The organism is Betaproteobacteria bacterium (assembly GCA_009377585.1).
GTDB lineage: Bacteria > Pseudomonadota > Gammaproteobacteria > Burkholderiales > WYBJ01 > WYBJ01.
This window is the reverse complement of sequence record WHTS01000050.1, coordinates 1-25874: the sequence shown is the minus strand read 5'-3', so window position 1 is coordinate 25874 and position 25874 is coordinate 1. Positions and strand designations below refer to the sequence as shown.

The 25874-nt window shown below is 65.6% G+C and carries 24 protein-coding genes and 1 pseudogene; 15 read left to right on the top strand and 10 right to left on the bottom strand.

The window, feature by feature from the left end; translation table 11 throughout:
* Positions 1-49: 49 nt before the first annotated feature.
* Positions 50-571 carry a hypothetical protein gene (locus GEV05_16415; GenBank protein MPZ44948.1) on the bottom strand — a complete coding sequence of 174 codons (522 nt, stop codon included), beginning with the start codon at positions 569-571 and terminating at the stop codon, positions 50-52.
* A gap of 337 nt (positions 572-908) precedes the next feature.
* On the opposite strand from GEV05_16415, the gene GEV05_16410 reads away from it, so the two are divergent.
* Positions 909-1919, top strand: coding sequence for a tripartite tricarboxylate transporter substrate binding protein (locus GEV05_16410; protein ID MPZ44947.1), 1011 nt, complete (start codon positions 909-911; stop codon positions 1917-1919).
* 131 nt (positions 1920-2050) lie between these two features.
* Here GEV05_16410 and GEV05_16405 read toward each other — a convergent pair whose 3' ends face one another.
* Positions 2051-2494: a CoA-binding protein gene (locus GEV05_16405; protein MPZ44946.1), complete on the bottom strand. Its 444-nt coding sequence runs from the start codon at positions 2492-2494 to the stop codon at positions 2051-2053.
* A gap of 356 nt (positions 2495-2850) precedes the next feature.
* Here GEV05_16405 and GEV05_16400 point away from each other — a divergent pair, with 356 nt between their 5' ends.
* From GEV05_16400 to GEV05_16380, 5 genes are all read left to right on the top strand, one after another.
* A complete protein-coding gene (locus GEV05_16400) occupies positions 2851-3627 on the top strand; it encodes a hypothetical protein (GenBank protein ID MPZ44945.1) in 777 nt (258 codons plus the stop codon).
* A gap of 67 nt (positions 3628-3694) precedes the next feature.
* Complete coding sequence (locus tag GEV05_16395) at positions 3695-4450, top strand: hypothetical protein (protein ID MPZ44944.1); 756 nt, start codon at positions 3695-3697, stop codon at positions 4448-4450.
* A 16-nt stretch (positions 4451-4466) separates the two neighbouring features.
* Entirely contained in the window at positions 4467-5576 is a 1110-nt protein-coding gene (locus GEV05_16390) for a hypothetical protein (protein MPZ44943.1), read from the top strand.
* Between the two features lie 506 nt (positions 5577-6082).
* Positions 6083-6556: a hypothetical protein gene (locus GEV05_16385; protein ID MPZ44942.1), complete on the top strand. Its 474-nt coding sequence runs from the start codon at positions 6083-6085 to the stop codon at positions 6554-6556.
* Positions 6556-8079, top strand: a complete 1524-nt coding sequence (locus GEV05_16380) for a tripartite tricarboxylate transporter permease (protein ID MPZ44941.1) — start codon at positions 6556-6558, stop codon at positions 8077-8079. Before GEV05_16385 ends, GEV05_16380 begins: the two co-directional genes overlap by 1 nt.
* 45 nt (positions 8080-8124) lie before the next feature.
* On the opposite strand, the gene GEV05_16375 is transcribed toward GEV05_16380, so the two are convergent.
* A complete protein-coding gene (locus tag GEV05_16375; GenBank protein MPZ44940.1) occupies positions 8125-9555 on the bottom strand; it encodes a hypothetical protein in 1431 nt (476 codons plus the stop codon).
* A gap of 35 nt (positions 9556-9590) precedes the next feature.
* Between GEV05_16375 and GEV05_16370 the strand changes: the two genes are divergently transcribed.
* From GEV05_16370 to GEV05_16355, 4 genes are all read left to right on the top strand, one after another.
* Positions 9591-10007, top strand: a complete 417-nt coding sequence (locus tag GEV05_16370) for a 4,5-dioxygenase (protein ID MPZ44939.1) — start codon at positions 9591-9593, stop codon at positions 10005-10007.
* Between the two features lie 59 nt (positions 10008-10066).
* Complete coding sequence (locus GEV05_16365) at positions 10067-11338, top strand: homoaconitate hydratase family protein (protein ID MPZ44938.1); 1272 nt, start codon at positions 10067-10069, stop codon at positions 11336-11338.
* Positions 11308-11901: a 3-isopropylmalate dehydratase small subunit gene (gene leuD / locus GEV05_16360; protein ID MPZ44937.1), complete on the top strand. Its 594-nt coding sequence runs from the start codon at positions 11308-11310 to the stop codon at positions 11899-11901. The genes GEV05_16365 and leuD overlap by 31 nt, the downstream gene beginning before the upstream one ends.
* A gap of 147 nt (positions 11902-12048) precedes the next feature.
* Entirely contained in the window at positions 12049-13020 is a 972-nt protein-coding gene (locus GEV05_16355) for a tripartite tricarboxylate transporter substrate binding protein (GenBank protein MPZ44936.1), read from the top strand.
* A 21-nt stretch (positions 13021-13041) separates the two neighbouring features.
* Here the strand turns inward: GEV05_16355 and GEV05_16350 are convergent, their stop codons facing one another.
* On the bottom strand, positions 13042-14094 hold the full coding sequence (locus GEV05_16350; protein ID MPZ44935.1) for a VWA domain-containing protein: 1053 nt from the start codon (positions 14092-14094) through the stop codon (positions 13042-13044).
* Between the two features lie 282 nt (positions 14095-14376).
* On the opposite strand from GEV05_16350, the gene GEV05_16345 reads away from it, so the two are divergent.
* Genes GEV05_16345 through GEV05_16330 form a run of 4 tightly spaced genes read left to right on the top strand, consistent with a single transcriptional unit; the run spans position 14377 to position 18470 of the window.
* The gene (locus GEV05_16345; protein MPZ44934.1) at positions 14377-15420 is read left to right on the top strand and encodes a trypsin-like serine protease; all 1044 of its coding nucleotides are present in this window, start codon (positions 14377-14379) and stop codon (positions 15418-15420) included.
* Between the two features lie 53 nt (positions 15421-15473).
* A complete protein-coding gene (locus GEV05_16340) occupies positions 15474-16448 on the top strand; it encodes an AAA domain-containing protein (protein MPZ44933.1) in 975 nt (324 codons plus the stop codon).
* A complete protein-coding gene (locus GEV05_16335; protein MPZ44932.1) occupies positions 16423-17439 on the top strand; it encodes a DUF58 domain-containing protein in 1017 nt (338 codons plus the stop codon). Before GEV05_16340 ends, GEV05_16335 begins: the two co-directional genes overlap by 26 nt.
* Before the next feature lie 23 nt (positions 17440-17462).
* Complete coding sequence (locus tag GEV05_16330) at positions 17463-18470, top strand: VWA domain-containing protein (protein MPZ44931.1); 1008 nt, start codon at positions 17463-17465, stop codon at positions 18468-18470.
* Between the two features lie 252 nt (positions 18471-18722).
* On the opposite strand, the gene GEV05_16325 is transcribed toward GEV05_16330, so the two are convergent.
* From GEV05_16325 to GEV05_16305, 5 genes are all read right to left on the bottom strand, one after another.
* Positions 18723-19766: a tripartite tricarboxylate transporter substrate binding protein gene (locus GEV05_16325; GenBank protein MPZ44930.1), complete on the bottom strand. Its 1044-nt coding sequence runs from the start codon at positions 19764-19766 to the stop codon at positions 18723-18725.
* Between the two features lie 269 nt (positions 19767-20035).
* Entirely contained in the window at positions 20036-21379 is a 1344-nt protein-coding gene (locus tag GEV05_16320; protein ID MPZ44929.1) for a hypothetical protein, read from the bottom strand.
* An 18-nt stretch (positions 21380-21397) separates the two neighbouring features.
* Positions 21398-22393 (bottom strand): tripartite tricarboxylate transporter substrate binding protein, encoded by a 996-nt coding sequence (locus tag GEV05_16315; GenBank protein ID MPZ44928.1) that lies wholly within the window; start codon positions 22391-22393, stop codon positions 21398-21400.
* Positions 22394-22523: 130 nt separating this feature from the next.
* Positions 22524-23297, bottom strand: coding sequence for a hypothetical protein (locus tag GEV05_16310; GenBank protein ID MPZ44927.1), 774 nt, complete (start codon positions 23295-23297; stop codon positions 22524-22526).
* Positions 23294-24595 (bottom strand): alpha/beta fold hydrolase, encoded by a 1302-nt coding sequence (locus tag GEV05_16305; GenBank protein MPZ44926.1) that lies wholly within the window; start codon positions 24593-24595, stop codon positions 23294-23296. The genes GEV05_16310 and GEV05_16305 overlap by 4 nt, the downstream gene beginning before the upstream one ends.
* A 601-nt stretch (positions 24596-25196) precedes the next feature.
* On the opposite strand from GEV05_16305, the pseudogene GEV05_16300 reads away from it, so the two are divergent.
* Positions 25197-25388: pseudogene (locus GEV05_16300) on the top strand (antirestriction protein).
* A 7-nt stretch (positions 25389-25395) separates the two neighbouring features.
* On the opposite strand, the gene GEV05_16295 reads toward GEV05_16300, so the two are convergent.
* Positions 25396-25692, bottom strand: a complete 297-nt coding sequence (locus GEV05_16295; protein ID MPZ44925.1) for a hypothetical protein — start codon at positions 25690-25692, stop codon at positions 25396-25398.
* Positions 25693-25874: the final 182 nt, after the last annotated feature.

The following is a 25874-nucleotide window of genomic DNA, read 5'->3' as shown; positions in this document are numbered from 1 at the left end:
TTGTCGCGCGCGCGGGATGTAATCCGTCACGCCGACGCGAGCGAATCCGTCACTCCGAGGCAAGCGGTAGGGCAGAGCGCAGCGCGAGCTCGGAAATCCGTTCGTGCGGCTGGATGGCGGCCTCGTAGGCGCGCCGCAAATCGAGCAAGCCCGGCTGAATGTTCAGCCGGCCGCGCGATTGCGCCACTTCCCGCAGGCAGTCGTCGAACGCACGCCCGGCCGTGTCGGCCAGGTAGCTCGCCACCACGAGCGGCGAGCGGCTCACGCCTTCCATGCAATGGACCAGCACCGTACCCCGAGTCGTGACGAGCTCGTGCAAGTGCCACACCGCCTGCTGCAACCGGATGACGTCGTTGCCTTCCCCGTCGATGAGCTCGACGCAGCGCCAGTCGATGCCATGAATGTTGTTGGCGCTATTGGGCCACCCCGTCAACGACAGGATGCCGGCAATCCCTGCATTGCGCAGTCCGTCGAGGCGGACTGCGTCGTCGCAGTTGCCGATGGCGATTTCGCGTGTGATCCAATCCAACCGGGTCTCTTTTCGGGTCGTGTGAGATGGGTCGTTACGCAGGGCGAGCCGAGTATTCCCATTCGGCCGCGCTCAGTCAACCGCAGCGAATCTGTTATAACTAGCCGTTCCCGAGTATTCCGATCGCACTCGCCGCAGGCGATTCGATTCGGGCCGCAGTCAATCGATTCGGCTCCGCAACGTCGTTTACCGCGTCGCCGGCTGCAAGCGCGCTCGGCGCGAACTTTGCGAGCTCGATCCGATCCTGAATAGGGTCCGCGTATTGGAATCGCGGCATGGTAATTTGCAGCGTCCCAAGTCCTGTTTTGTTCCACCGTCGTTCGTTCCCACTGCTTTCGGCTGCGCGCATCGCAGTCCGAAACTCGAGGAGGAGTTCGTCTTGAAGTCGCACGCACACATCGCACACGCCGTTTCGCTCGCCATTGCAGCTTCTGCTGCTGCTGCTATTGCAGCCGCTGCTGCCGCTCCTGCGCTGGCGCAGGACAAGTATCCGACGCGCCCCGTGCGCTACGTCCTGCCCTACCCGCCCGGCGGCAGCACCGACCCGATGGCGCGCTTCATCTGCGCGAAGCTCTCGGAAGTCTGGGGAGGAGAGACGTGCATCGTCGACAATCGCCCCGGCGGCAACACCGTCATCGGCACCCAGGTGCTGGTGAACGCCACGCCGGACGGCTATAACATCGGCTGGTCCGGATCGTCGATGTTCAGCGGCCCGAGCCTGCTGCCGAGCCTGCCCTATGACGTGACCAAGGACCTCACCGGGGTCGCGACGATCGCAAAGCAGCGCGTGGTCCTCGTCGTGCATCCGTCGGTGGCGGCGAAAAACCTGAAGGAGCTGATCGCGCTGGCCAAGGCGAAACCCGGAGCGCTCAACTTCGCCTCGTCGGGTCACGGCACCAACACGCACCTGTCGGGCGAGCTGTTCAAGCTGGATACCGGCGTGAACATCACCCACATTCCCTACAAGGGCTCCGGTCCTGCAACCCAGGATCTGCTGGCCGGCCGGGTGCAGATGTCGTTTCAGATCCCGATCACCGTGATCCCCATGATCGCGCAGGGCAAGCTGCGGCCGATGGCCATCACGGGCGAGGGGCGCCTGGATGCGCTGAAGGACGTGCCGACCTTCGACGAAGCCGGCCTGCCGGGCTACGGCCTGACGACGGTCACGGGGCTAGTGGCTCCGGCCAAGACGCCGCGCAAGATCCTGGAGAAGCTCAACGACGACATCGAGAAGATCCTGAGCTCGCCGAGCACCAAGGCGACGTTCGACAAGCAAGGCGTCGAGCCGTACATCACGACCTCGCCGGACGACATGTCGCGAGTTCTGAAAGAGCAGATCGCGCGCTATGCCAAGATCATCAAGTCGGCGGGAATCAAGTTCCAGCCCTGATCCGTACCCAGGAGCCTGCCCGCATCAGCGGGCAGCTCTCTCCCGCGCCGGAGCGCCGCGCTCAGCTCGCGGGGCGCTTCGGCCTATGCGCGCTTCGCCTTATGCGCGCTTCGNNNTATGCGCGCTTCGCCTTATGCGCGCTTCGGTTTGTGCGGATTCGCCGGGCCCATCCCCAGCCGAGGCATGTCGATCGCCGGGCAGCGATCCATCACGACTTTCAATCCGGCCGCCTCGGCGCGCCGCGCGCCCGCTTCGTTGATCACGCCGAGCTGAAGCCATACCGATTTGGCGCCGATCGCGATCGCTTCGTCGCACACCGGCCCGGCGGCTTCGGCGGTGCGAAACACATCCACCATGTCGACCGGCTCGGGAATCGCCTCGAGCGACGCATACACCTTCTGCCCCAGAATCTCCTGCTCGTTCGGATTGACCGGGATGACACGATAGCCGCGGTCCAGCATGTAGTGCATGACCGCGTGACTCGCCCGTTGCGGATTCGGGCTCGCCCCCACCAGGGCAATCGTCCGGGTGCTTGCGAGCAACTCGCGGATTCCTTCGTCTGAATTGATCGGCATGGTCGGCTCGTTCCTCGTTCCACGATTCGATAATCGGTTCATTCAATGTAGCGCACCGGGGTCGGCCAGCGCAACGTTCTTTGAGGCAACGCCGTAGGGCTTCCAACGAACGCGCACGCTCGACTTGCCAGACGCGCCGCGCATTGGCACTCTCGCAAGCGTCGCATTCAACCGGATCGAGGTGTGCAGTCCTGTAGAGCAGCACGGGCGGGATGCCGAGCGCCCGCCGTGCGTGCGATTTGAATTTGATATAGTGTCGGCGTTGCATTCACACCCGCGGTACGGCGCGTTCAGCCGCTCGTCTTGCATTGCGCCCGGCCGCCTACGACTGACGCCACTCTCCAGGACCGAAATCCATGGCCAATGCCCCCGCGCACCTGCTCAGCATCGAAGACGGCATCGCCGTCCTGACGCTGAACCGCCCCGAAGCGCTCAACTCCATCAACCGGCAGCTGCGTCTCGATCTGCTCGAGCTGTATCCCAGGCTCGACGAGGATCCGAACGTCAAGGTCATCGTCATAACCGGCGCCGGGGACAAGGCGTTTTGCACCGGAGCGGATTTGAAAGAGCGTTCCAGCCGCAGCACCGGGGAGATGGTGCACGACCGGCACTATCTGACGGCGAAATCGACCAGCGCGCTTTCGAGCGTGATGAAGCCGGTGATCGCGGCCATCAAGGGCTACTGCATGGCGGGCGGCTACGAGATGGTGCTCCAGTGCGACATCTCGATCTGCTCCGACAATGCGATTTTCTCCCTGCCCGAAGTCACGCATGGGTTCTTTCCCGGCGGCGGCGCATGCCAGCGCCTGCCGCGCCTGGTAGGCTACCAGATGGCCCGGGAGCTCATCTTCACCGGCCGGCGCTGGGACGCGAAAGAGGCGAAGGAGCTGGGCCTCGTCAACAAGGTCGTGCCGCTGGACAAGGTCATGGACGAAGCGATGGCGATGGCACGCAAGATCGCCTCGTATCCGTCGGTCGGCGTCATCCAAGCCAAGCGCGCGCTGAGTCAATCGATGGAAGTGGGGCTCACCGCAGGCCTGCGCTACGACGTCGAGGCCTGGGTGGGATGCATGCACTCCGACGAGTGGAAGGAAAAGCTCGCCGGGTTCGTGCGCAAGGAGCGAAAATCCTAGAGTGGCAATCGAAACAAACCAGCACCAAACAGAGCACACACCAATATTCATAGAATCGGAAAGAACCATGAAAAAGAAATTGATCTATCTGCTCGCCCCGGTCGTACTGGGACAATCGGCCGCAGCACTCGCGCAAGACAAGCCCGCCGGCTATCCGACGCGCCCCATCCGGATCATCATCTCGGTGGCGCCTGGGGCGGGTTCGGACATGGTGGCGCGAATGACGAGCGAGGTCATCAGCAAGGCCTGGGGCCAGAACGTCGTGGTGGAATCCCGTCCCGGCGGCGGCGGCGTGGTCGCGAGCGGCATCGCGGCCCGGGCAGAGCCGAACGGCTATACGTTGCTGCAGAACGGCTTCTCGCTGCTCATGCAGGGAGCGGCCAAGCGGGTCGAATTCGACATCCTGAAGACGTTCCAGCCAGTGGTGCGCTCGACCGAGCAGCCCTACATCCTGGTGGCTCAGCCGGGCGTCACGGCAAACTCGGTCAAGGAGCTGATCGCGTTGTCGCAGAAGAAGGAGCTGACTTATTCAGGCAGCTCCGGCATCGGCAGCGCGGTACACATCGGCATGTCGCAGCTCGCGAAGGAAGCCGGCCTCAAGATCAAGTACCTCTGGGCGCCGGCCAAGACGCCGCGCCCGGTCGTCGCGGCGCTCAACAAGGTCGTGAGCGACGGGCTGAATTCGCCCGAGTACACCAAGCGGCTGCAGGCGGTCGGCAGCGACTCGGCCGACTGGGCAAGCCCCGACGATTTGAAGAAGCAGGTCGCAAGCGAGTACGCCGAGCTCGAAGTGGCGATCAAGGAGCTCGGCCTGAAGCTCTGACGAAAGGGCAGACCAAATGAACCGTCGGCAGGCGCCTGGCAGCGCCTGCCGCGTAGCAAAAGCCCTGGCCGCACCCGGCGAACATCCGGGCGCGCGACAAAAAGTGGCAAGGGGTAGGATAGTGTTGTTCATCCGAGGAGGAAGGACCATGAAGACCATGACGAGGAAGCTGATTTACGTGCTCGCTGGAGCGGCATTGGGGCAATCGGTGGCGGCGTTCGCGCAGCAGAAGCCGGCCAACTATCCGACACGCCCGATCCGGATCATCATTTCGGTGAACCCGGGCGCGGGTGCCGACATGGTGGCCCGAATGACGTCCGAGATCCTGCAGAAGTCCTGGGACGAGAACGTGATCGTGGAGTCGCGTCCCGGAGGCGGAGGGACCATCGCGAGCGGCATCGCGGCCCGCGCCCAGCCCGACGGGTACACGTTGTATCAGAACGGCTTCGGGCTGCTCATGCAGGGTGCGGCCAAGCGGGTCGAGTTCGACGTACTGAAGACCTTCCAGCCTGTGGTTCGTATGACCGAGCAGCCCTACATCCTGGTGGTCCACCCCAGGGTGACGGCCACCTCGATCAAGAACCTCATCGCGCTGTCCAAGAAGAAGCAGCTGACCTACTCGGGCAGCTCCGGAATCGGCAGCGCGGTGCATATCGGCATGTCTCAGTTGTCGAAAGAATCCGGGATGGACATCAAGTACATCCCGTACAAAGGCAGCGCGCCGTCGCTGCTCGCCCTGATGGGTGGAGAGATCGACATGGCGGCCACCAGCGCCATGGCGGCCGTCGGTGCCATCAAGACCGGAAAAGTGCGCGGCCTGTGCAACCTGGGCACCAAGCGCGTCAAGGCGCTGCCCGACATGCCGACTCTCAAGGAGCAGGGCTTCAACACGGTCGTCGCCAACGCGTATGTCCTGTGGGCTCCGGCCAAGACGCCCAAGCCGATTGTCCTGGCGCTGAACAAGGTCGTGAGCGACGGCATGAATTCGGCCGAGTACACCAAGCGGCTGCAGGCGGTCGGAAGCGACTCGGCAGATTGGGTAAGCCCCGATGATCTGAAGAAGGAGTTGGCGCAGGAATACACCGAGATCGAAGCGGCGATCAAGGAGCTCGGCATCAAGTTCTGATGCGGCTCGGAAGGCTTGCCCGCGGTGAGCAGGTCAGCCCGAAGTAGGCAGGATGCGGATGGACGATGCTGCGGCGGGCCGGCGCTCGGCGCGTATCCCATCCGCACCTGCATGCGGCCCGCTAACCCTGACTGGCCGAATGCTCGTTCTGGATGCGGGTAAGATCCATCGCCTCGGTGCAGACGTGAGGGAAGAGCCAGCCGGCCGTGCCGAGGAAGACCAGGAAGCGGCCGATCCGGACCAGACGTTGGATCAACCTGGCGAACAAGGACGTGTCACCTGCTTCGATCGAATCCATGTCTTTCCTCCGAATCTGCAGCAACCGCGCGCTTGGAAGAAGGAACGCCCCGAGCGGGTGCGGCCGGCTTGCTCGACCGCCCGTCCGCGCCGTCCGGCATATGGCGATGGTATCAGAGAGGGAAGGCAACGGCCGGGAGGAGCGGCCCGCCGGCTGCGGCAGCAGGTAGCAACCGGTTCGCCAGCGTGACCCTGGAGGAAGGAATGTCGTGCGACTGAAAATCAAGAACCCGCAAGACTTCTGGTGCGCGATCTTCTTCGTCGCGCTCGGAGCGCTCTCCATGTACCTCTCCCACAACTACCGGATGGGGACCGCGCTCGCAATGGGGCCCGGGTATTTTCCGATGTGGCTGGGGGGCATCCTGGTCGCATTCGGCCTTGTCATGGGTGCGCTCTCGTTCAAGACCGAGGCCACCGACGGCGAAGACCTGGCTTGGAGCAACTGGTCGTTCAGACCCTGGCTCGTCCTGCCGGCCGCCCTGGTCGCGTTCGCCCTGCTCATGGAGGCCGATGTCGGGTTCGTGCCCTCGCTGCTCGTCCTGATCACCGGTTGCGCCCTGGCGCACAAGGATGTGCACTGGAAGGAAACCCTGGTGCTCAGCGTCTTCGTGACGGCCGGCGCGGTCGCGATTTTCTCCTACGGCCTCGAGCTGCCGTATCGGCTGTTCTGGTGGAGCTACTGATGGCAGACCTTTTTCCCAACCTCGCACTGGGGTTCAGCGTCGCGCTGACGCTGGAGAACCTGATGTACTGCTTCCTCGGCGTGTTCCTCGGCACGCTGATCGGGGTGCTGCCGGGCATCGGGCCGCTCGCCACCATGTCGATGCTGCTGCCGCTGACCTTCGTGCTCCCCCCGGTGGCCGCGCTCATCATGCTGGCCGGCATCTATTACGGTTCGGATTACGGCGGCTCGACCACCGCGATCCTGGTCAATCTGCCGGGCGAGGGCTCCTCGGTGGTGACTCTGCTGGAGGGCCATCCCATGGCGCAGCAGGGCCGGGCCGGGCCGGCGCTGGCGATCGCGGCGATCGGATCGTTCTTCGCCGGCTGCGTCGGAACGCTGCTGATCGCGCTGCTGGGCCCTCCCCTCGCCAACGTGGCATTGAAATTCAATTCGCCGGAGTATTTCGCCTTGATGCTCATGGCGCTGGTGTGCGCCTCGGTGGTCGGATCGGGCTCGCTGCTGAAGTCGCTCGGCATGGTGGTCGTGGGCCTGTTGATCGGCATCGTCGGCACCGACGTCAACTCGGGCAGGCTGCGCTTCACCTTCGGTGTGCCCGAACTGAGCGACGGCATCGGCATTGCCGTGATCGCCATGGGCGTTTTCGGGCTGGCCGAGATCGTGCGCAATCTGAGCGGCCCGGAGATGACGCAAACGATCCTCAAGGGCAGGATCAAGGGGCTGATGCCGCGCTGGCAGGATCTGAAGACCTCGTTCGGCCCGATGCTGCGCGGTACTTCGATCGGTGCGGTGTTCGGCCCGCTGCCCGGCCTCGGCGGTACGATGAGCGCATTCACCTCCTACATGGTGGAGAAGAAGATCGCCAAGGATCCGTCGCGCTTCGGCAAGGGGGCGATCGAGGGCATTGCGGGTCCGGAGAGCGCGAACAACGCCTGCGCGCAGACCACCTTCATTCCGATGCTGACCCTGGGCATCCCGCCGAGCGCATCGATGGCGCTCATGCTGGGCGCCATGATGATCCAGGGCATCATCCCCGGACCGCAGGTCATGACGTCGCGGCCGGACCTCTTTTGGGGATTGATCGCCAGCATGTGGATCGGCAACCTGATGCTCGTGCTGCTCAACCTGCCGCTCATCGGCATCTGGGTGAAGCTGCTGCAGGTGCCGTATCGGCTGCTTTTCCCGATCATCATGAGCTTCATGGCGATCGGCGTGTACAGCCTGAGCACCACCGGCGTGGATGTCCTGTTGATGGCGTTCTTCGGCTTCGCCGCCTACGCCCTGGCCAAGCTCGGGTGCTCGTTTCCGCAGGTGATCCTCGCCATGGTGCTGGGGCCCGCGATGGAGGAGAACCTGCGCCGCTCGCTGCAGCTGTCGGACGGCGATCCCTCGGTCTTCTTCACTCGGCCAGTCAGCGGAACGATCATGATCGCGACCGGCATTCTGCTGCTGCTCTTCATCGTGCCGGCATTGCGCCGACGGCCGCGCAAGGATTCCGCGTTCGGGGGCGAGGCCCAGGTCTAGAACCCGCCGCAGCCGCTGGATTCCCGCTTGCGCGGGAACGACGCCTCAAGCCGTCAGCGAATCCATCAACTCGCCAACCGTCGCGAGCTTCTCCAGGTTTTCCAGCGCGATGATCGAGCGTTCCAGGCGCTCGCCCTCGAGCACGCGCGAGGCGCAGCCGTGATACTTCGCCACCAGCTCGTCGCGCGTCATGGGATTGCCCGGGCTGCCGCGCACCTTCTCCACCATCTTGGTGAGGTTGCGGCCGTCCTTCATCGTGATCGTCACCGGCGATTTGCGCCGCGAAGCCTGGTCGTCGCCCCACTCGGGATGGGTGTTGATCTGTACTTTGTCGAGCGAGGCGCGCATGCGCGGCGCATTGCAATATTCGTCCGCAAACGAATCGAGATCGACGCGCGCATCGAGCAGCATCGCCGCCAGCACGTAATCGAGCGAAAACTTGCCGCGGAAGCCCTGCGTCGGCTTGTGGAAGCGCACCGTGTTGAGCAGGTCCGGGTGGACGTCGACCTCGAGCTTGGCCACGTCGTCGAACCGGATGCGGTTCTCCTCGATCAGCCCGAGCGCCGCGTCCAGCGCGCGCAAATTACCGCCGCAGCACGGGTAGCGCTTGACCGTCAGACCGGGATCGACAATCGACCAGTGCGTTCCGAGCTTCTCGCCCACCTTGCCCAGGTCGAAATTGCCCTCGCCGTGGAACGCCGAGTAGAAGCCGTAGTCGCCGTCGAGACCGTCCGGATCGGCGAAGTAGTTGCGCGCCGCGAGCAGCACCGATGTGACGCCGGCGCGCGCCGAGTTGCCGGCGTGGATGCCCTTGCCCCAGGTGCCGAAGTGCTGCGTGAGGCCGCCGGCATTGGCCGCGGCGAGCCCGATCGCGACCGCCATCTGGCCCGGGTCGAGCTTGGCGATGCTGCCCGCGGCAGCCGCGGCGGCCGAGCAGCCGTAGAGCGAAGTCGGGTGAAAGCCGCGCCGGCGCAACTCCGGCTCGTGGCTGCGTCCCGACAGCGACATGCGCTCGAACACTTCGAGCCCGATGCACACCGCCGCCACCAGGTCCGCGCCGCTCGCTTCCGCTTCTTCGGATAGCGCCAGCGCGGCGGGCAGAATGCAAGCCGTGGGGTGCGAGAAGCCGGTGTCGTCGAAATCGAGCAGGTGCGACAGGGAGCCGTTCGCCCACGCCGCGGACACGGCGCTGGTGCGCCTATCGAAGCCGAACACGCGCGCCTGCGGTGTGCCGCCCTGTTCGCGCGTCACGTCCAGCACGATGCGCCCCGCCGGCTCCACAGTGGCGGCCAGGCCCACACCGGTGCAATCGAGAATGTGGCGCTTGGTCGCTGCAATCGCCTCGGCGCTGATGTCGCTGCAGCGCGTCCGGCTGGCAAATTCGGAAAGTACGGTCGTTGCTCCCATCGCGATGGCTCCCATGCACTCTTGCGTCGAAATTTGAGGGATCATAGCGCGAGCCGAGTGGCCGTGCATCGCCGCTGACCCTTATCCTCACCAGGAGTGCAGAAATGGCGACGAGCGATTCCTCCGATCGAAACCAAAACCGGGCCGACGTCGCGCGGCCGCGCAATCTGCACGCGCGTTATCACGCTCACGTCTATTTCGATGCGTCCACCATCGCGCAGGCGCGCGAACTGTGCGCGCAGGCCGCGGCGTCGTTCGGCGTTGCGATGGGACGCGTGCACGAGAAGCCGGTCGGCCCGCATCCGCACTGGAGCTGCCAGCTCACCTTCGACTCGACTCAGTTCGATCGGCTCATTCCCTGGCTCGATCGCCAACGCGGCGGACTCGATATCCTGGTGCATCCGACCACCGGCGATGCGCTGGCGGATCACACGACGCACGCATCCTGGCTGGGTGAGCCGGCCGAGTTGAACCTGGCGCGATTGGGAGCGCCGTCCGCGGACGCACGACCCACGCGTTAGTTAAACTGGCGCCATGCCAGAGACGGGACGGGACGGGACGGGACGGGACGGGAGGAATCATGGCCGGCATGCACGCGTTGCACAAGATCCTGGCGAACTGCGCCCGACCCGAGCAAGCATCGGTGGCGCCCGGAGATTTCCTCGAGATCGAGCCCGACGTCTTCGGCGTCATCGTCGGCGTCAACGGCGCCGAGGCGAAGCGCCTGGCGGCCGACCTGGAAGAGCTCGGCATTCGCGAATTGCCGTTGAAGGACCGGATCGTGGCGGTAGCCGACCATGCCTCGCCGGCGCCGACGGTCGCCATCGCCGGATCGCAGAAGCTATGGCGCGACTTCTTCCGCGCCCACGGCATCCGCACCTTCGACGGCGGCGCGGGCGTCTCGCACCTGGTGTTGTGCGAGCAAGGCATCGTGCGTCCGGGCATGGCAGCGATCGCGATCGATTCGCATGCGCCCACCATGGGCGCCATCGGCATGTACGCGACCTCGCTCGGAGGCGGACGGCTCACGCTTTACGCCATCGGCCGGTACGTGATCCAGGTGCCCAAGGTGACGCTCGTGCGCGTGACCGGCGCGCTCGCCCGCGGCCTTTCGGGACGCGATGCGTCGCTGTACGTGAACGGAAAGTTGGGCCAGCGCGGCGCCTACAACAACGCGGTCGAGTTCGCCGGCCCCTTCATCGAGAAGCTTTCCATGGACATGCGCTTCACCTTCGCCAACATGGGAACGGAGATGGGTGCGGTGACGTCCTACATTCAGCCCGACGCAATCACGCGCGCATGGGTGGAGCGGCACGGCACGAAGCCCTACACGGTGTACGAGACCGATCCGGATTTTGCGTACGATGGCGTGCACGAGGTCGACGTCTCGGGCATCGAGCCGCAGATCGCGATTCCGCACGCGCCGGACAACGTGAAGCCGGTGACCGCGGTAGCCGGCCGCAAGGTCGACCAGGCCTACATCGGTTCGTGCGCGAGCGGACGGCTCGAAGATCTCGCAGCGGCCGCGCAGGTGCTCAAGGGCCGCAAGGTGCATCCGGACGTGCGCCTGATCGTGACGCCGGGCTCGCGCGAAGTGCTCATCGCTGCAACCGCGGCCGGCTACATCCAGACGCTGCACGAGGCGAACGCGATCGTGACGAGCTCCAACTGCGGCGCATGTCCCGGTTTGCACGGCGGCATCCTCGCCCCGGGCGATGTTGCGATCACCTCGATCACGCGCAACTTCGAAGGCCGCATGGGCCCGGGCGGCGAAATCTATCTCGCCTCGCCCGCGACTGTGGCCGCATCCGCAATCGAAGGATGCATCGCGTCGCCGCTGGCGTACTTTTGAACGCGCCCATGAAGGGAGGCAATGGCGACTGTTTCGGCATCCGTGGAGGCATCGACATGAAGCTCACCGGCAAGGCCTGGAAGTTTCCCCAGGAGGACATCAACACGGGGCTCATCCGCAAGCAAATGTACAACCACCTGCCGCCGCAGGAGCAGGGCAGGTACTGCATGGAAAGCCTCGATCCGCAATTCTCGTCCAAGGCGAAATCAGGCGATTTCATCGTCGCCGGAACCAATTTCGGCTGCGGCTCCTCGACGCCGGCGCACTATTCCATCGTCGCGCTCGGGATAGCGGCCGTGATCGCGGAGTCGTTCGCGCCGCTGTTCTTCAGCAATTGCGCCGGCGGCGCGCTGTGGCCGGTTGCGTGCCCGGGAATTCTGGGGCTGGTGGAGACCGGCGACACGATCGAGCTCGACACCGACAGCTTCGTCGTGCGCAACGTCGCGACGGGAGGAACACTGCAAGCGCGCCCGCTGCCGCAAATGTATCGGGCCATGATCGAAGCCGGCGGGGAGAAACCTTATCTCAAGGCGCGCCTGGCCGCGGCGCGGTCACGCGCGTGAGCACTTGGACGAACGCCTCGGGCACTCCAGGGAGCGTGCGGCCGATGCGCCGGCGATAGCGTAGCGGAGGAACGGACCGGCTCCGGCCGGAATGACGACAACACGCCAAGAAGACAACGAGCAGCGAGCTCATACGAGGAGGTAGCAATGCGATCCGTGCAATTTCCGCTCGCCGCGGTGCTGGCCGCGACGACAGTCGGCAGCGCGAACGCGCAGGTTGCGTATCCCGAAAAACCGGTGCGGCTGATCGTCCCGTCGTCTCCGAGCGGGGGGACGGATACCACGGCCCGCATCCTCTCGCCGCGCATCTCCGAGCTGCTGGGCCAGCAGCTCGTCATCGAGAACCGCCCCGGTGCGGCGACCCGCATCGGCGCCGGTCATGTTGCGAAATCGGCCCCCGACGGCTACACGCTGCTCATCACCCCCAGCACCCTCATCATCGCGCCATCGGTGTACAAGGATATGGCCTTCGACCCGCTCAAAGATTTCGAGCCCATCACTCAGGTCGTGGTGGTGCCGCAGATGCTGGTATCGCATCCGTCGCTGCCACCGAAGAACGTGCAGGAGCTGATCGCCTTCGCCAAGGCGCGCCCCGGCAAGCTCGAATACGCATCGAGCGCGGTCGGGAGCAATCCGCAGATGGCGATGGTGCTGTTCCTCAACCTGACTGGAACGAGCATCGTGCACGTGCCCTACAAGAGCGGCAACGCGGGCCTGAGCGACGTGATCGCCGGCCACGTGCCGCTGACCATGGCCAACATACTCGCGGGCCTTCCTCACGTCCGCAACGGGCGGCTGCGCGCCTACGGCGTCACCACCGCCAAGCGCGCGGTCGGGGCGCCCGACATCCCGACGATCGCGGAGGCCGGCGTGCCGGGCTACGAGTCGGTGCAATGGTTCGGCATCCTCGCCCCGATCAACACGCCGCGCGAGATCGTCACGCGCCTGCACCGCGACATCACGCGCGTCACCCGGGAGAAGGAAATCCAGCAGCGCTTCCTCGTCGACGGGGCCGAAGCGCATTGGAGCGAAACGCCCGAGCAGTTCGGCGAGTTCATGCGCGCCGAGAGCGCCAAGTGGGCCAAGGTCGTGGCGCAGGCGAAGATTCCGAAGCGATAGCGGCTATTGACGACGCAGCATTCAGGCCGTGCGGTGAAACCAGAGCAGGGACAGGGTGGCGGCGAAAAGCGCAAACAATGCCGCCATGGCGCCGAAGAACGCCGTGAGCTCTGTCTCCCTGCGCTCCAGCACCATCTTCGTGGTCAGGTCCTTGTAGACCCTGTGCAGGTGGGCCGCGCTGCCCGCATGCGAATACGCGCCTTCGGTGATGGCGGCAATCGCCTTCAGCGTCTCCTCATCGAAGCGCATGAAGATCGACATGCCCTCGAAATCCACCGGTCCGCCGGCGGTGGTGCCGAAGCCGATGGTATGCACGCGCACACCGCGATCGGCGGCCATCTTGGCGGCTTTCAGCGGATCGGGGCCGGTGGTGCGCCGCCCGTCGCTCAGGAGCACGATCGCCCCCGCCGTATAGGAGCTCGGCGGCACCGGCTTGAATTCCTTTTGCACCGGCTTGGCGTCGCCTCCGAGGGGCGCAGCGCCCGAGCGCCGGGAGAAATTGCTGTCGAAAAGGTCTTCCTCCAGATCGACGCCTGAATCGGGCAGCAGCAACGCCAACGCCATCAGCAGGCCGCTGCCGATGGCGGTCTGGCGCTGCAGCTGGAAGCGATCGACCGCCGCGAGCAGGTCTTCGCGGTTCTGGGTCGGCGTCTGCACGACCGCCGCCGTACCGGCAAAAGTGACGATACCCACCCGCACGTTGGGCGGAAGATCGCGCACGAAATCCCTCACCGCGTTTTGCGCAGCCCCCAGGCGCGTCGGCGGGATGTCCGGCGCGCGCATGCTGCGCGAGACATCCATGGCGAGCACGATGGTCTGGTGCTCGTTCGGCAAGGTCACGACCGCGACCGGCCGCGCCATCCCGAACAGCGCGCTGGTAAGCGCGAACACGAGCAGGATCGCCGGGAGGTGACGGCGCAGCCACTGGCCGGGCCCGACCGCGTCGCGCACGAGCATGAGGCTCGCATAGCGCAGGGCCGCTTTTTTCCGCCGCTTGAGCGCATAGACGTAAGCGCCGATCAGCAGCGGAACGCCGAGCAGCAACCAAAGCAGATCCGACCACAAGAACCGCATCGCGCTTCCTCGCTCGCGCCGTGGCTCCGGCTCGCTGCGCACAAGGGGCTTGGCCCCTTACTTCCACAAGGGGCTTGGCCCCTTTTTACTTCCTGGTCTCGAAAAAGCGCCGGGCACCTTTCTCGCGCCGAGGCGCCGGCCAGCAACCGGCTTCCGACAAACAATATACACGCGTCGCGATAGCATGCCACGTCTGCGAACCCGTGCTATGTTGACTTTTCCGCTTACCTACAAGCGTGCTACCTTGCGCATGCCGGCACACGCGGTCGTGAGGGCTCCCGGATGAGGCGGCAGGTGCTTTACAGCGGTTCGAGACGCAATTCCGGTGCCGGAGCAGACACCCCGCGACCAGACGCTCCGCCGCCAGAGACTCCGCGGCAAGAGCCGGACGACGTCCAGGAAGCGCCGCCCACCCCTCGCTGGTCGCGCATTCGCGCCCTGGGCAAGCGCCATGCCGGATTGTTGCGCTTCCTCGCCGGCGCGGCCTTCGCACTGCTGATCGCGGCGGCTTACATCGGGTCGCAGCCTTTCCCCCGGGTCCTCACGCAGGAGGACATCGACGCCTCCGTGCTGCACACGCTGGAGACCAAAACCCTGCCGGCGCGCGCCGCCAAGGCAGCCGACATGGTGCGCCCGTCCCTGGTGCGCGTGCGGGGTTTCGCCGAGCCCGCGCCGCCCAAAACCAAGGCCAAGGGAAAGGGCAATCCCAAACGTCCGGAACGCAAACCCGAACAGGCCGCCCCGGACAAGGAGGCCGCCAAGGACAAGGCTTCTGCCGACGGGTTGGAAGAGATTTCGGTCGGATCGGGCGTCGTGATCGTGGACGACGGCACCATCCTCACCAACCTGCACGTGGTCTACGGCGCCAAGCGGATCATGGTGACTTTTCACGACGGCGCGGAATCGCAGGCCGAGCTGGTCAGCGTGCACCCGGAGAACGACCTGGCGGTCATCAAGGCGCAAACCATACCGGATGATCTGCCGGCCGCGACGCTGGGCTCGGCCGCGCGCCTCAAACCCGGCGACGACGTGGTGGCGGTCGGATTTCCCTTCGGCATCGGCCCCTCGGTGTCGGCAGGCGTGGTTTCCGGTCTGAACCGCGAGTTCCGTTCGCCCGAAGGCGAACGCGTGCTCACCCGGCTCATTCAGTTCGACGCGGCGGCCAATCCCGGCAGCTCGGGCGGGCCGCTGGTGACCATGCAAGGCGACGTCGTCGGCATCGTCACCGCCATCCTCAATCCCGCGGACACCGGCACCTTCATCGGCATCGGATTCGCCGTCACCATCGCCGTGGCGGGCCGCGCCGCCGGCATGCATCCCTTCTGAAACCTGGAGCAACCTCCATGAGCAACGTTCCGAGCACCGACGTCCGCGATTTGATGGAGCGGATCCTGTTCGAAATCAAGCGCGTCGTGGTAGGACAGGATCATTTCCTGGAGCGCGTGCTGATCGCCATGCTGGCGCAGGGCCACTTGCTGGTCGAGGGCGTGCCGGGATTGGCCAAGACGCTGACGATCAAGACCCTCGCCCGCACCATCGGCGGATCGTTCAAGCGTATCCAGTTCACCCCCGACCTGCTGCCCGCCGACCTGGTCGGAACGCGCATCTACAACCAGAAGACCGGGGATTTCACCACCTCGCTCGGGCCGGTGTTCACCAACCTGCTGCTCGCCGACGAGATCAATCGCGCGCCGGCCAAGGTGCAGAGCGCGCTGCTCGAGGTCATGCAGGAGCGCCAGGTCACGATCGCCGGCGAAACCCATCGCGTTCCCGCTCCCTTTCTGGTGATGGCCACGCAGAACCCGATCGAGACCGAAGGCACCTACCCCCTGCCCGAGGCCCAGGTGGACCGCTTCATGATGAAGGTGCTGGTCGACTACCCGACCGAGGAGGAAGAGTTCGTCATCGTCGAGCGCGTGACGGGCAGCGCCGCCGCGGTCGGCATGGTAGCGACGACCGAGCAGCTCGCCGCGCTGCAGAACGAGTGCCGCAAGGTCTACGTGGATCCGGCGCTGGTCCAGTATGCGGTGAAGCTGGTATCGGCCACCCGGCGCTGCGAGCGCTATGGCCTGCGCGAGGCTGCCCGCTACATCACCTTCGGCGCGAGCCCGCGGGCGACGATCTGGCTCATCGAAGGTGCCCGCGCGCTCGCCTTCCTGCGCGGGCGGCAATACGTGCTGTCGCAGGACGTGGCCGATATCGTCCCCGACGTCCTGCGTCACCGGCTGGTGCTCTCCTACGAGGCGCTGTCCGACGGCCAGAGCGCGGATGCCCTGGTCACGCGGGTCATGCAGGCGGTGCCGCGGCCGGAGCAGCCGCTCGAGAGCCATGTTCAAGTCGCGACCAAAGCCTGATCTGAAGCTGGTCGCGCCGGCGCAGACCACGCCGGACCCGGCACGCCAATCCGCGGACGCGGCGCGTCAATCGGCGGACGCGGAAAGCGTGCTGCGCCGACTGGAATGGACGGTGCTGCGGCGGCTCGACGGCGTGCTGCAGGGCAATTACCTGACCCTGTTCCGGGGCTTCGGCATCGACCTCGCCGACGTGCGCGAGTATCGCTTCGGCGACGATGCGCGCACCATCGACTGGAACGCGACGGCGCGCCTGCAAGTACCGCACGTGCGCGAATTCAATGAGGACCGGGAGGTCACCGCCTGGTTCCTGGTGGACTTGAGCCGCTCGGTCGATTTCGGTGCGGGTACCACCACCAAGCGCACCATGGCGGTGAGCTTCGTTGCGCTGATCGCGCGCCTGCTCACCCGCTTCGGCAATCGCGTCGGCGCGCTGCTCTATACCGATCGGGTCGAGATCGTGCTGCCCGCGCGCGCCGGCCGAGCGCACGTGCTGCATCTGATCGATCGGCTGCAGGCCACCGGCAAGCAGCCGAAGCGCGGCCAGGCGACGCGGCTGGGCGATCTGCTGGAGCGTGCCTTGCAGGTGATCAAGCGCCGCTCGCTCGTGGTCGTGGTGTCGGATTTCATCAGCGATCCCGGCTGGGCGCGCGCGCTCTCGATCCTCGGGCAGCGCCACGACGTGCTGGCGGTGCGGCTCTACGACGCACTGGAAATGGAATTGCCCGATCTGGGGCTGGTCATCATGGAGGATGCGGAGACGGGCCAGCAGCTGTTCGTGGATACGCACGATGCCGCCTTTCGCAGCCGCTTCGCGCAGCTCGCCGGCGAGCGCGAGACGCAGTTGCGCGACGCATTGGCGATCGCCGGAGCCGACTGCATCGAGCTCGCCACCGACGACGACCTGGTGCAGACGCTGCTGCGCTTCGCGCGCCTGCGCAAGCGCAGAGCGCAGCTCGCGGGCGGCGGCATCCGGGCGGAGCTGATCGAATGAGCTTGTTCGAAGAGCTCGGACAGATCACCGTGCTGTGGCCGCGCATGCTATGGCTGCTGGCTCCGCTGCCGATTCTCCTCCTGGTCTACCTGCGGCTTGGCGCGCGCCAGAAGCGCGCCCGCGCCGGGCTCGCGGGCCTGTCGACGCTGTTCGACACGAGCAGCAGCGCCGCCCGGGTTCGCCGCGCGCTCCCGCCGTTGATGTTCTTCATCGGCCTGGTGGCGTTGGTCGCCTCGGTCGCTCGCCCGCAGGCGGACGTGATTTTGCCGTCGCGGCACCGGGACGTCATTCTTGCGATCGACATCTCGGGCAGCATGCGCGCAACCGACGTGAAGGCCAACCGCCTGGCGGCCGCGCAGAACGCGGCCCGGGCGTTCATCGAGAGCCAGCCGTCGAACTCGCGCATCGGCATCGTCGCGGTCGCCGGCAGCGCCTCGCTGGTACAGTCGCTCACCGACAATCGCGAGGAGCTGATGCAGGCGATCGAGCGGCTGCAGCTGCAGCGCGGCACCGCGCTCGGCAGCGGCATCTACATCGCGCTCGCCACACTCTTGCCCGATGCAAACATCAACCTGGAGCAGCTGTCGCAGGGCCGGTCCGGTTTCGTCGAGGAAGAACCGCGGCCCCCCGGGTCGAATCGATCGGCCGCCATCGTGCTATTGACCGACGGCGAGAGCAACCACGGCCCCGACCCGCAGGAGGCCGCCCAGTTCGCCGCCGACCACGGCGTTCGCATCTATACCATCGGCATCGGCAGCAAGGATGGGATCACGCTCGGGTTCAACGGCTGGTCGATGCGCGTGCGCCTCGACGAAGAAGCCCTGCAGAAAATCGCGATCACCACGCACGGCGACTACTACGCCGCGACCACCTCGCAGCAGTTGAAGAGCATCTACGAAAATCTCAGCGCACGCATGGTCATCGCGCGCTCGCGCACCGTCGAGGTCACCGCTTTTTTCGTCGCCGTCGGCGCGGCCTTGCTGGTGATCTCGGCTTTGTGCTCGGTGCTTTGGTTCAATCGGGTGCTTTGAGGGCTCATGCAATAGCCAGCGAATTGCCGCGCCAGGTCGAGAACCACACCCCTTGCAGGGCGCGCATCGGCATGCAGGCCGATGCCGTTCGCCCGGCGCGGACCATGGTCCGCGAATTCCCGGCCTCACCCCCGGCGCTTCGCGCCACCCCTCCTCATGAGAGGAGGGGATCAACCTAGCATTCCCCTTCTGCCAAGAAGGGGCGGGACGCGATGATGTCGCGGACGGGGTTCTCTTTCGATCCCTCCGACGCTAGTCGAGCTTGGCGCCGGACACGGCTACGACCTTCTTCCACTTCTCGTATTCCGCGTCGATGAAGCGCCGGAATTCCTCGGGAGACGTAGGCGCAGCCATCACGCCGGCATCGAAGAAACGCTTCTTCAAGTCAGGCGAAGACAGCGCCTGCGTCATCGCCTCGTGCACCTTCGCCAGGTGGGCCTTGGAAGCACCCTTGGGCATGACATAGCCCTGCCACACGGTCACCTCGAAATTCGGAATGCCCGATTCCATGATGGTCGGGATGTCGGGCACCTGCTCGGCGCGCTTGGCGGAGGTCACCGCGAGCGCGCGCAGCTTGCCCGACTTGACGTGAGGCAGCGGCCCCGGCAGGTTGAAAAAGAACGCCTGGACCTGTCCCGAGATCGTGTCGGTGTAGCCCTGCGACGAGACCTTGTACGGGATGTGAATGAGGTCGATGCCGGCCACCGACTTGAAAAACTCCATGGTGAGGTGCGGAGAAGCGCCGATGCCCGAGGACGCATACTTGTATTTGCCGGGGCTCGCCTTGGCCAGCTTGACGAAGTCGCCGACGGATTTCACCGGCAAGGACGGGTTGATGCACAGGATGTTGGGCATCGTAGCGTAGAGCGAGATCGGAACGAAGTCGCGCCGCGGATCGTAGGGGAGCTTCTTGTAGAGTTGCGGGGTGATCGCCTGATTGATGCCGTAGGTCAATATCGTGTAGCCGTCGGGCGCCGAGTTGGACGCGATGTCGGTGCCGAGGATGCCGCCCGCTCCGGGCCGATTGTCGACCACCAGCGTTTGTCCCCAGGCTTCGCTGAAGCGGTGCGCGAAGATGCGCCCGACGATATCGGTGGAGCCGCCGGCGCCGAACGGCAGGATCAGGCGGCCGGGTTTCGATGGATAGGTCTGGGCCGCATGCGCTGCGCTGGCGCAGAGCGCGAATCCAACGATTGCGGCAAAGCGAAACTTGAAGCGCGGGTGAAACATCGTGTATCTCCTCGACTCGATTACTGTGTGACTGCTCTTGCCTGCTTCGGATTGTCCGGTCGTCATAACGTACCGTGTGACTGCCTGTTCCTGTTCCAGACGCCTGATCGTGCCAAATTACTGTGTGACTGCCCTTCCCGCTGAAGACTGGCTCGCGTGGTGAATCGCAAGTTCATAGTCATCGTCATTCCCGCGCAAGCGGGAATCCAGAGCCAGGCTCCGCCTGGACCCCCGCGTTCGCGGGGGTGACGAGCTTCTGACTCAGGACATAGTCGACCAAACTCAGTCGGACCATTCGGCGAATCGCTTGCTCCAGCCGATTCGCCGGGACACGCTCACGCCCGCTTGGCGAGCATGTCGAGCACGGGCCGGATGCTCGGCAGCGTCTCGATACTCTGCAGCATCCGTGCGCTCTTTCCGGCCACCTCCGGACCGACCACTTCCTGCGCGTTGCGAATGTACTTCTCCACCACCTGCGACGGCGGCGCCGGCCGCCTGTGGTCGCCGAGCGGAATCTCGATCGGTTGCCGGATCGTCTTTCCCTGCGCCTCGATCACCAGCACGCCGAGCGGCCCGTCGGTCGCCGCCGGATCCTCGAGCGTCCTGAACTTGCCGAGGTGACCCTGGATATCGGGGCGCCTGAACGCCTGGTCGGAGAACGTGCTCTTGATCACCCTACCGTCGAGGATCGCGCTGGCAACGGGGTACTCGTAGCCGAACTTGCCCGAGAACTCGCCGGTGGGGCGAACGCGGAAGTACGGCTGCAGGTGCGGCACGCGGATCTCGACCGAGGTCAGGTTGTCGAGCTGCAGGCCGGTCTGCTCGCGAAACTGCAGCGCGGCATCGATGGCGCCCTGGGCGATGTAACCGCACGGGTACTTCTTCAGCCGCCAGGTGTCGGCGATATGCCACTGTGCGAGGCCCGCGGTTGCCTTGTTCACGTCCACGCCTTCCATGCGCCCGGCCGCAACGACACTGTCGATGTACCCCAGCGGCCCGTCGATCGCGTCCAGGTTGGCTTCGAAACCGCTCGCGGCCAGCTCGGCCGCCATGACGCCTGCCTGGGAGGCGATGCCGCCGTGCAAGGGCTTGGTGTGGGTGCCGAAGTTTCCCGTGATGCCGCCGGACTGCGAGGACGCGATGCCCCAGGCATGACGCTGCTGCGATTCGTCGAGACGCAACAGCTTGCCGGAGACGGTAGCAGACGTGAGCGGACCGAACAGCGCCGTGCTGTGCAGGCCGTGAAACTGATCCGCGCGCCGGGGCACGATACGCGACAGCGCTTCCCCGACCTCGTAGCCCGCGATGTACGCTTCCAGCAGCTCGCGCCCGCTGCGCTCCCGCGTCTCGCCGCTGGCGAGCATGGCCGGCACCAGCACCACGCTCGGGTGGCCGAAGCTCGAGCAGTCGTCGAAGTCGAGCGTATGGCCCAGCGTGCCGTTGACCAATGCCGCAAGCCACGTGGACGTTTTGCGCGGCGACCCGAGCACGCTCGCCTCGTTGCCCGCGACCCGATCCACCAGGGCCTGCACCTTGACCCCGGGCGCTTCGCCCACGCCGGCCAGCGCGACCCCGATCTGATCGAGAATGGCGAGCTTCGCGACCTCGATGTCCCGCTGCGGGACCTTGTCGAGCGTCACGCTCGTTACGTACTGCGCCAATGTCGCTCCGAATGCCATCTTGCCCTCCTCTGCCGGCTACGGCGTTTTGACCCCCAACGACTTGATCAGCTTGCTGTATTTTTCCGTCAGAAGCTTGATGTAATCGGTCATGTCGCCGGGCCCGTTATCGATCATCGGTGTGGCGCCCTGGCGCGCGAGCTCCTTCTGCACGTCGGGGCGGTGCAGCGCTTTGATCGATTCGGCGAACAGCTTCGATACCATCGGCTCCGGTACGCCCGCCGGAGCCATGAGCCCGAACCAGGTCACGGATTCGAAATTCGGAAATCCGGACTCGGACATCGTCGGCACCTGCGGCGCGACCGGCGAGCGTTGCAGGCTGGTCACGGCCAGCGCGCGCAGCCTTCCGCTCACGACGTGCGGCGTTGCCGATAGCATGTTGCAGAAAAACATGTCGACGTGTCCACCGAGCAGGTCGGTCAGGGCCGGCGCGCTTCCCTTGTACGGCACGTGCGTAATGTCGACTTTCGCCAGCTGGCGGAACTGTTCCGCGGTCAGATGCGGCGTGGTCCAGTTGCCCGTCGAGGCGTAGTTGATGACGCCGGGCTTGCTGCGCGCAAGCGCAATGAGATCCCGCAACGACTTCACCGGCATGGTCGGATGCACGATCAGGACGAAGGGCACCGAGGCGAGGCGCGAGATCGGCGCGAAGTCGCGATAGCTGTAGGACACCTTGGTCGTCAGGGGCGTGACGACCAGCGACGACCCGCCGACGTACAGCGTATAGCCGTCGGCGGGCTGGCGCACCGCGGACTCGGTGCCCACGATCCCGCCCGCGCCGCCGCGGTTGTCGATCACGAACGACTGGCCCAGCGATTCCCCCAGCCGGGGAACGACGATGCGGGTGACGAGATCGATTCCGGAGCCCGGCGGGAAAGGCACGATGACGCGCACCGGTTTGGTGGGATACGGCGTAGCGGCAGCTTGCGAATATGCGCTGGCGGGAATGGCCGCGGCACAGACGGCGACGATGAACGCAGAAACGTTGGCGCGCGAGCGAGACAGGAACACCATCGGACCTCGACACAAAGGGCTTAGCTTACAACAAGCATCGTGGATCCACGCGCAGGACAGTCCACCATCTGCCACGCCCTTCCTTGCCCGCGTCGCTCAGGGACTCTCCAATCGATCGGCTCGGTCGATGTCACCCCGCGCGCAGCACCTCGCTCAGAACGGCCAGCGCATTGAGCGCCGGCGCGAATCCGCTGAACGGCGCGGTCTGGATCACCGCCTCGATGACCTCGGTGCGCGTTACGCCGAGGTTCAGTGCGGCCTGGCCGAACTTGCGGGTCTGGGCTTCCAGGCGCAGCGCGGTGAAGGCGGCGACCGAGCACAGCACGCGGCTGCGCCGCTCGAGCCCGGGTCGGAACCAGATCTCGCCGTAGCCGTACTGGATGGCGACCGGATAAAGCGCGCCGGTGACGGAGTTGTCCGGCGCGGCGTAACCCTTGTCGCCGCCCTCGCGGTGCAACGCCAGCAGCAGCTCGCGACCGCGCGCGGAAAGCGTCTCCAGGGAATCGGCGCGCGCTTCCTGCGCGGGCGCCTCGATCCCGCGCTCGGCGAACACGGCCGCCGCGGTTTCGAGGGCTTCCTCGGACGCCGTGAAGCCGGCATAGATGCCGATCTGGATCAGCACTTCCTGGATCACACGGGCATCGAGGCCGATGTTCAGTGCCGCGCCGACGTAGCGGCGCAGCGCCGCCGGCCGCTGCACGCAGCCCAACGCGGCCAGCGTGCAGACCATGCGATCGGAAAGCGCGAGCCCCGGGCGGCACCACACAATGCCGAACTCGGTCTCGGTCAGGAAATCGCGCAAGCCGGTCGCCGCATCATCGGCCTGAGTGCCGGCGCTGCCCGGTGCGAACAAACGGGCGCGCATCGCTTCGCCCTGCCGGCGCAACTCTTCGCGCGTGCTCACTCGCAGTTCTCCGCGCGCGCGTACAGGCGCGCCAGCGCGGGCCGCAGGTACTCGAGAAACGTCTCCGGATTCTCCGTCATCGGGAAATGACCCAAGCCCTTCATCATGCGGAACTCGGCGCCGGCGATCTTGGCGGCGGTGGCGCGGGATGCTTCCGGCGTGCACGAGAAGTCGTACTCGCCGGTCAGCATGATCACCGGGCAGCGGCGCGTATCGATGCGCTGCACGCGCTCGCGCGCGTCCCAGTCGTGAGCGTAGAAGGCGATGTCGCCGTGGAACACGCCGTAGCCGCCCTGCGAGTACGCCCACCAGATCTCGGTCGCCCGCGCGCGCGGCGTGGTGGGCGACATCAGGCCGTAAATCCATTCGGGCACCGCGAGCGCCTGGTTGTAGAGCGCATGCTTGGCGAAGGACACCGCGCGCCCGGTGATCCGGTCGCACGCCTCGCAGGCGATCACGCCGCCGAGCGCGTCGCCGTGACGAAGCGCCATCTCCAGGCAGATCTGCCCGCCCATGGACGAGCCCAGCAGCACCGGGCGCTCGAGCCGCAGCGCCTGGATCACGGCCACGATGCATGCGACATAGCGATCGGTGTTCAGACGCCACTCCCCCGGCACGCCCTCTTGCGGCGGCAGGCTCTTGCCGTGCCAGGGCAGGTCGAACGCCGTCATGCGCCAGGCCCGCAGCAGCTGCGCGTCGTTCATCAAACGGTGGTATTGGCGCGTGTCCGCTCCCGCCGTGTGCAGGAACAACAGGTCACGCCCGCTGCCTGCCTGCTCGTAGTAGATGCGATGCGCGCGTCCCTCGATTTCGATCCAGGCGTAGCGCCCGGTGATGGGCTCGATGCTGCCGGCGGCCGCGGCGGCCACCGGTCCCTCGGCGCGCAGCGCCGCGGCAGCGCGGCCGTTCGCCACCCAGCGCGCGAGCTCGAGCGAGCGGCGCACGAGGTGCGCGAACTGCAGCAGCTTCCGCTCGTCGCCTGCGACGGAGAATTCCGGCACGCGCATCTTCATCGCCAGCACGTGGTGATACGGCGCCGGCGGCACCGCCTGCAGAAAGCGCTCCCACCCATCGACCGGCGCGCGCAGCATGAACTCGGCGGCGCCCTCTTCGGTCCGGATGCCTTCCAGCCTGCCGTCCACGAACCGCACCGTGGCCACGGCCGCGCCGGCTTGCACGGCGAAGCAGACGCTGGCGCACGCGCCCAGGTTGGCCAGCTCCGCGTCGTCGCGGCAGGCGCGCTCCCAGTCGGCGTTGAACCCGGGTCCGAAAGGATCGGTGGAGGATGCAAGAGTCACGGCGCCTCCTGACTAACCGGTCAGACATCGGTCGCTCAACCGCGATGATACTCGTGCAGCTTGGCGAAGCTTCTTGCGCTGCGGGACCGCTCGCAGCGGCCACGCCTCGGCAAGTAGATCACAGATCGCCGATCTTCGACGGAATGCTCACTGCGGTTTGATCCCCGCCTGCTGCGCGATCTTCCCGAAGCGGTCATCCTTGAATCCTTGATGCCGGCCATGCTGTTGCAAGTGCGCGCTCCAGTAAGGAGCCTGGTCGGTGCCCATCGTCGCGAACGTGATCTTCACCGACTGCGCGCGCGCAAGCGCGACGTAGGTTCTGCCGGTAAAGGAGCTCGCGTGGCACCTGCCGGTGAGCGTGGTGTATCGGGAAGGGTCCTACCTGTCGCCGGCAGCTCGGCAGTTGATTGCGAGCATCAGGCGGCGACGATCAGCTGGAACGACCGAGGGCCGGATTGAGCGGCGAATGGAGTTTAACGGCCAACTCCAGACCGTCATGGTCGCCTCCGGCAATGACTGCTCGTCGGCCGCTGCGGACGATGACAACCCGGTCGGAGTTGGTCCGCAATAGGTTGCGTAGCGGCCAGAGCGAGGGAAGCATGAGCTCGGAAGTGCATTCATCTGCGCTGATCTCGAACTGGCTCTAGAGCCCCGCGAAGACCACGCTTCATACATCGAGAGCTGGCTCAAGGTGCTGCACGATGACGAGACTGCGATTTTTTCCGCTGCCGCTCACGCGCAGCGTGCCTACATGAACTCATTGCAGGCGTCCAAGAACGAGGCTGCCGCCTGACGATCTTCTATGCTTGCGCGGCTGCCGTGATCTGCCGCTCGAATTCCTGCTCCAGCGCGGAATGCTCGTCCTGCGCTTCCTTCGTGACTTCATCCACTGTCTTGCCCGCCAGACCGGACTCCGGGATTTCATCCGGAGCACGGGAGCACTCATATATTGTGATGCCGCTCTTCACCGGTTCGTAGTTGCGCAGATACGCAACGAGATTACTTACCGTGCCCGTATAGGTCTCGCGTGTAGACCGGTTTGACTTCCATACGCTGACACTCGCTGCTACCACGCCAAGCGAAAGCGCAATCTTCACGAATTCGAGCAGGAGCCTGACCTGATCGCCGAACTGCCCGCTATCGACTAGGTCAGGGAAGAACGCGTTAGCCTGAATAATTCACGAAGCCTGTAAGACAAAGGCCCGCTTCATGGTAGAACGCCGTTGCGAGACAAGCGAACTGCCAGCGAAGGGGCCTTTGCGTGAAAGACGATAGCACA

What these genes read in the sequence shown, in the direction of transcription:
- leuD (MPZ44937.1), top strand. Translation starts at nt 11,308, where the DNA reads ATGCATCGCGTCGCCGCTGGCGTACTTTTGAACGCGCCCATGAAGGGA.
- GEV05_16365 (MPZ44938.1), top strand. Translation starts at nt 10,067, where the DNA reads ATGGCCGGCATGCACGCGTTGCACAAGATCCTGGCGAACTGCGCCCGA.
- GEV05_16315 (MPZ44928.1), bottom strand. Translation starts at nt 22,393, where the DNA reads ATGGTGTTCCTGTCTCGCTCGCGCGCCAACGTTTCTGCGTTCATCGTC.
- GEV05_16345 (MPZ44934.1), top strand. Translation starts at nt 14,377, where the DNA reads ATGAGGCGGCAGGTGCTTTACAGCGGTTCGAGACGCAATTCCGGTGCC.
- GEV05_16335 (MPZ44932.1), top strand. Translation starts at nt 16,423, where the DNA reads ATGTTCAAGTCGCGACCAAAGCCTGATCTGAAGCTGGTCGCGCCGGCG.
- GEV05_16395 (MPZ44944.1), top strand. Translation starts at nt 3,695, where the DNA reads ATGAAAAAGAAATTGATCTATCTGCTCGCCCCGGTCGTACTGGGACAA.
- GEV05_16320 (MPZ44929.1), bottom strand. Translation starts at nt 21,379, where the DNA reads ATGGCATTCGGAGCGACATTGGCGCAGTACGTAACGAGCGTGACGCTC.
- GEV05_16355 (MPZ44936.1), top strand. Translation starts at nt 12,049, where the DNA reads ATGCGATCCGTGCAATTTCCGCTCGCCGCGGTGCTGGCCGCGACGACA.
- GEV05_16350 (MPZ44935.1), bottom strand. Translation starts at nt 14,094, where the DNA reads ATGCGGTTCTTGTGGTCGGATCTGCTTTGGTTGCTGCTCGGCGTTCCG.
- GEV05_16340 (MPZ44933.1), top strand. Translation starts at nt 15,474, where the DNA reads ATGGAGCGGATCCTGTTCGAAATCAAGCGCGTCGTGGTAGGACAGGAT.
- GEV05_16405 (MPZ44946.1), bottom strand. Translation starts at nt 2,494, where the DNA reads ATGCCGATCAATTCAGACGAAGGAATCCGCGAGTTGCTCGCAAGCACC.
- GEV05_16325 (MPZ44930.1), bottom strand. Translation starts at nt 19,766, where the DNA reads ATGACGACCGGACAATCCGAAGCAGGCAAGAGCAGTCACACAGTAATC.
- GEV05_16380 (MPZ44941.1), top strand. Translation starts at nt 6,556, where the DNA reads ATGGCAGACCTTTTTCCCAACCTCGCACTGGGGTTCAGCGTCGCGCTG.
- GEV05_16370 (MPZ44939.1), top strand. Translation starts at nt 9,591, where the DNA reads ATGGCGACGAGCGATTCCTCCGATCGAAACCAAAACCGGGCCGACGTC.
- GEV05_16390 (MPZ44943.1), top strand. Translation starts at nt 4,467, where the DNA reads ATGAACCGTCGGCAGGCGCCTGGCAGCGCCTGCCGCGTAGCAAAAGCC.
- GEV05_16375 (MPZ44940.1), bottom strand. Translation starts at nt 9,555, where the DNA reads ATGCACGGCCACTCGGCTCGCGCTATGATCCCTCAAATTTCGACGCAA.
- GEV05_16400 (MPZ44945.1), top strand. Translation starts at nt 2,851, where the DNA reads ATGGCCAATGCCCCCGCGCACCTGCTCAGCATCGAAGACGGCATCGCC.